Origin of the sequence: Thermotoga sp. (assembly GCF_021162145.1) — a bacterium.
GTDB lineage: Bacteria > Thermotogota > Thermotogae > Thermotogales > Thermotogaceae > Thermotoga.
Window position 1 is genome coordinate 1 of record NZ_JAGGZH010000062.1, and the last position, 3,120, is coordinate 3,120.

A 3,120-nucleotide genomic window follows, 5' to 3' on the forward strand; every position below is an offset into this window, starting at 1 on the left:
ATTGATCTGAAATGTCATTATACGTTTTTTTGTTTGAAAAGCACTTTTGGGTATACTCTACTGTGTACAGAACATTAAGTGATTGATCATAGATTTTAAAGTGAAGGAGGGCTACACATGGCTACAGTGAAGATAGGGATCATAGGAGCAGGAAGTGCAGTATTTTCCTTAAGGCTTGTAAGTGACCTTTGTAAAACACCGGGACTCTCCGGCAGTACTGTGACTCTGATGGACATTGATCAGGAAAGGCTCGAAGCGGTTTTAACACTTGCCCAGAAGTACGTTGAAGAAGTTGAAGCAGATTTGAAATTTGAAAAAACAACGAATCTCGATGATGCAATCATTGACGCAGACTTTGTTATAAACACGGCCATGGTTGGAGGACATACCTACCTCGAAAAAGTTAGAAAAATTAGCGAAAAATATGGTTACTATAGAGGTATAGATGCACAAGAATTTAACATGGTCTCCGATTATTACACTATTTCTAACTTCAACCAGCTCAAGTACTTTGTCGAAATCGCAAGGAAAATAGAAAAACTTTCTCCCAAAGCCTGGTATCTCCAGGCAGCGAATCCTGTCTTTGAAGGAACCACTCTGGTGACAAGAACGGTTCCAATAAAAGCAGTTGGTTTCTGCCATGGACATCACGGCGTTCTGGGAATAATAGAAAAGCTCGGATTGGACAAGGATAGAGTAGACTGGCAAGTCGCAGGAGTAAATCATGGTATATGGCTCAACAGATTCAGATACGAAGGGAAAGACGCTTATCCACTGCTGGACAAGTGGATTGAGGAAAAATCTAAGGACTGGAAACCCGAGAATCCTTTCGACGACCAGTTATCACCCGTAGCAATCGATATGTACAGGTTCTATGGTGTTATGCCGATAGGTGATACCGTCAGAAACTCTACCTGGCGATACCACAGAGATCTTGAAACAAAGAAAAAGTGGTACGGAGAACCATGGGGAGGAGCAGATTCCGAAATAGGATGGAAATGGTATCAGGATACACTTGGAAAAGTTACAGAAATTACAAAGAAAGTGGCAAAGTTCATAAAAGAAAATCCCAAGGCCAGGCTTTCTGATGTCATGGACAATCTTGGAAAAGATCTTCCTGAAAAGCAGTTTGTTCTGGAACTGGAAAGAATTCTTGATCCTGAGAGAAAAAGCGGTGAACAGCACATTACGTTCATCGATGCGCTTCTCAACGACAACAAAGATAGATTCGTGATCAACATTCCAAATAAGGGAGTCATACCGGGTATAGACGACGATGTAGTTGTTGAGATTCCCGCTACCGTTGACAAAAATGGTATTCATCCCGAAAAAATCGATCCGCCTCTTCCACAACGAGTGGTGAAGTATTACCTCAGACCAAGAATTATGAGAATGGAGATGGCGTTGGAAGCGTTCCTCACAGGAGATATAAGGATCTTAAAAGAATTCCTGTACAGAGATCCGAGAACAAAGAGCGATGAGCAAGTGGAAAAGGTGCTTGAAGAGATTCTCTCCCTTGAGGGAAACGAAGAAATGAGAAAGCATTACTTGAAAAAATAAATTCACTTTAAATTCACTTTTGGATAAAAGAATGATGATACAATAGTAGAAAGTTAATACCTGTCTAAAGAAGCGCTCTCGGGGCAGGGTGGAATTCCCGACCGGCGGTGAAAGCCCGCGAGCCTCCTTTTGGAGGTTGACCCGGTGGAATTCCGGGGCCGACGGTGAAAGTCCGGATGGGAGAGAGCGAGTAGTGTAAATCATCAGGGACCCGAGAGGGTCCCTTTTATTTTTAGGAGGTGATCGCGTGTATGAAAAATTTATGAAAAGAGCGATAGAAATTGCAAAGAAAGGTCTTGGAAGAGTGAATCCCAATCCTCCCGTCGGTGCCATCATTGTGAAAAACGGGAAGATCATTTCAGAAGGTTTTCATCCTTATTTCGGTGGCCCGCACGCTGAAAGGGTGGCAATAGAGAGAGCCAAGAAAAAAGAAATGGATCTCGCAGGAGCAACCTTGATTGTCACTCTTGAACCATGTGATCACCATGGGAAAACTCCTCCCTGTACAGATTTGATAATAGAAAGTGGCATCAAAGAAGTTGTGGTGGGGATGAGGGATCCCAATCCCGTTTCTGGAAAGGGAATAGAGAAACTGAAAAAACATGGAATAAAAGTAATCGAGGGAGTTCTGGAAAACGAGGTTAAGAAACTCTGCGAATTTTTCATAACATCTGTGACCAAAAAAAGACCTTTCATCGCCATAAAATACGCATCAACCCTGGATGGGAAAATAGCTGATGCCAATGGAAAATCCAAATGGATCACTCACAGGCTGAGGCCCAGAGTTCACAAGTTGAGAAACTTCTATTCAGCTGTTCTTGTCGGCGCAGGAACTGTTTTAAAAGACAATCCCAGACTGACGTGCAGAACAAAAAACGGTAGAAATCCCATTCGTGTTGTTCTAGACAGAAAGGGAATTTTAAGCGAGAAAAATTTCAAAGTTTTCGAAAAGAATGCGCGTGTGATCGTGTTCACTCAAAACGAACGCGCTAAGTATCCTGAACATGTTGAGAAAGTGATAACAGACTGTTCTGTGGAAACCATACTGAAAACACTTCATGAAAAAGGTGTTGATTCCCTCCTTGTTGAAGGTGGTTCCGATGTGTTCAGCGAATTTTTGAAGTACGCAGATGTGATTTACGCTTTCTACTCAACAAAGATTTTTGGAAAGGGACTTGATGTCTTTTCGAACGTTCAGTTTTCCGTGGAAGAACCTCCCAGGTTCGAAATTGCCCGTGTTAAAACTTCAGACACGGAAATTTTCATGGAGTTGAGACCGTGTTCACAGGAATAATTCAGAAGGTAGAGAGAGGCGTTTTCAAAGAAGGAAAACTCTTCTTCAAGAGGACCTGGAGAGTCGAAATCGGTGAAAGTATAGCGGTGAACGGTGTATGCCTCACCGTTTCGGGCTTTTCCGAAGATGAGTACTGGTTCGATGTTGGTGAAGAGACAAAGAAACGAACAAATCTCACAGAGTCGAGTTTTTATAACCTTGAAAAGGCTTCAAAAGTCGGTGACAGAATAGATGGTAATATAGTGACGGGACATGTGGACGGCACA

General features: G+C 42.5%; 2 protein-coding genes, 1 pseudogene and 1 riboswitch. All 3 genes and pseudogenes read left to right on the top strand.

What is annotated here, in order from left to right; genetic code table 11:
- Positions 1-117: 117 nt before the first annotated feature.
- Entirely contained in the window at positions 118-1,560 is a 1,443-nt protein-coding gene (gene aglA, locus J7K79_RS04355) for an alpha-glucosidase AglA (RefSeq protein ID WP_296905549.1), read from the top strand.
- A 70-nt stretch (positions 1,561-1,630) separates the two neighbouring features.
- A riboswitch (FMN riboswitch) is annotated at positions 1,631-1,752 on the top strand.
- Between the two features lie 55 nt (positions 1,753-1,807).
- Complete coding sequence (ribD, locus tag J7K79_RS04360) at positions 1,808-2,854, top strand: bifunctional diaminohydroxyphosphoribosylaminopyrimidine deaminase/5-amino-6-(5-phosphoribosylamino)uracil reductase RibD (RefSeq protein WP_296905551.1); 1,047 nt, start codon at positions 1,808-1,810, stop codon at positions 2,852-2,854.
- A pseudogene (locus tag J7K79_RS04365) lies at positions 2,839-3,120 on the top strand (riboflavin synthase); the annotation flags it as partial. The gene ribD and the pseudogene J7K79_RS04365, both read left to right, overlap by 16 nt.

Bases quoted from the DNA above. Each gene is read 5' to 3' on its own strand.
- aglA (WP_296905549.1), top strand. From the start codon at position 118: ATGGCTACAGTGAAGATAGGGATCATAGGAGCAGGAAGTGCAGTATTT.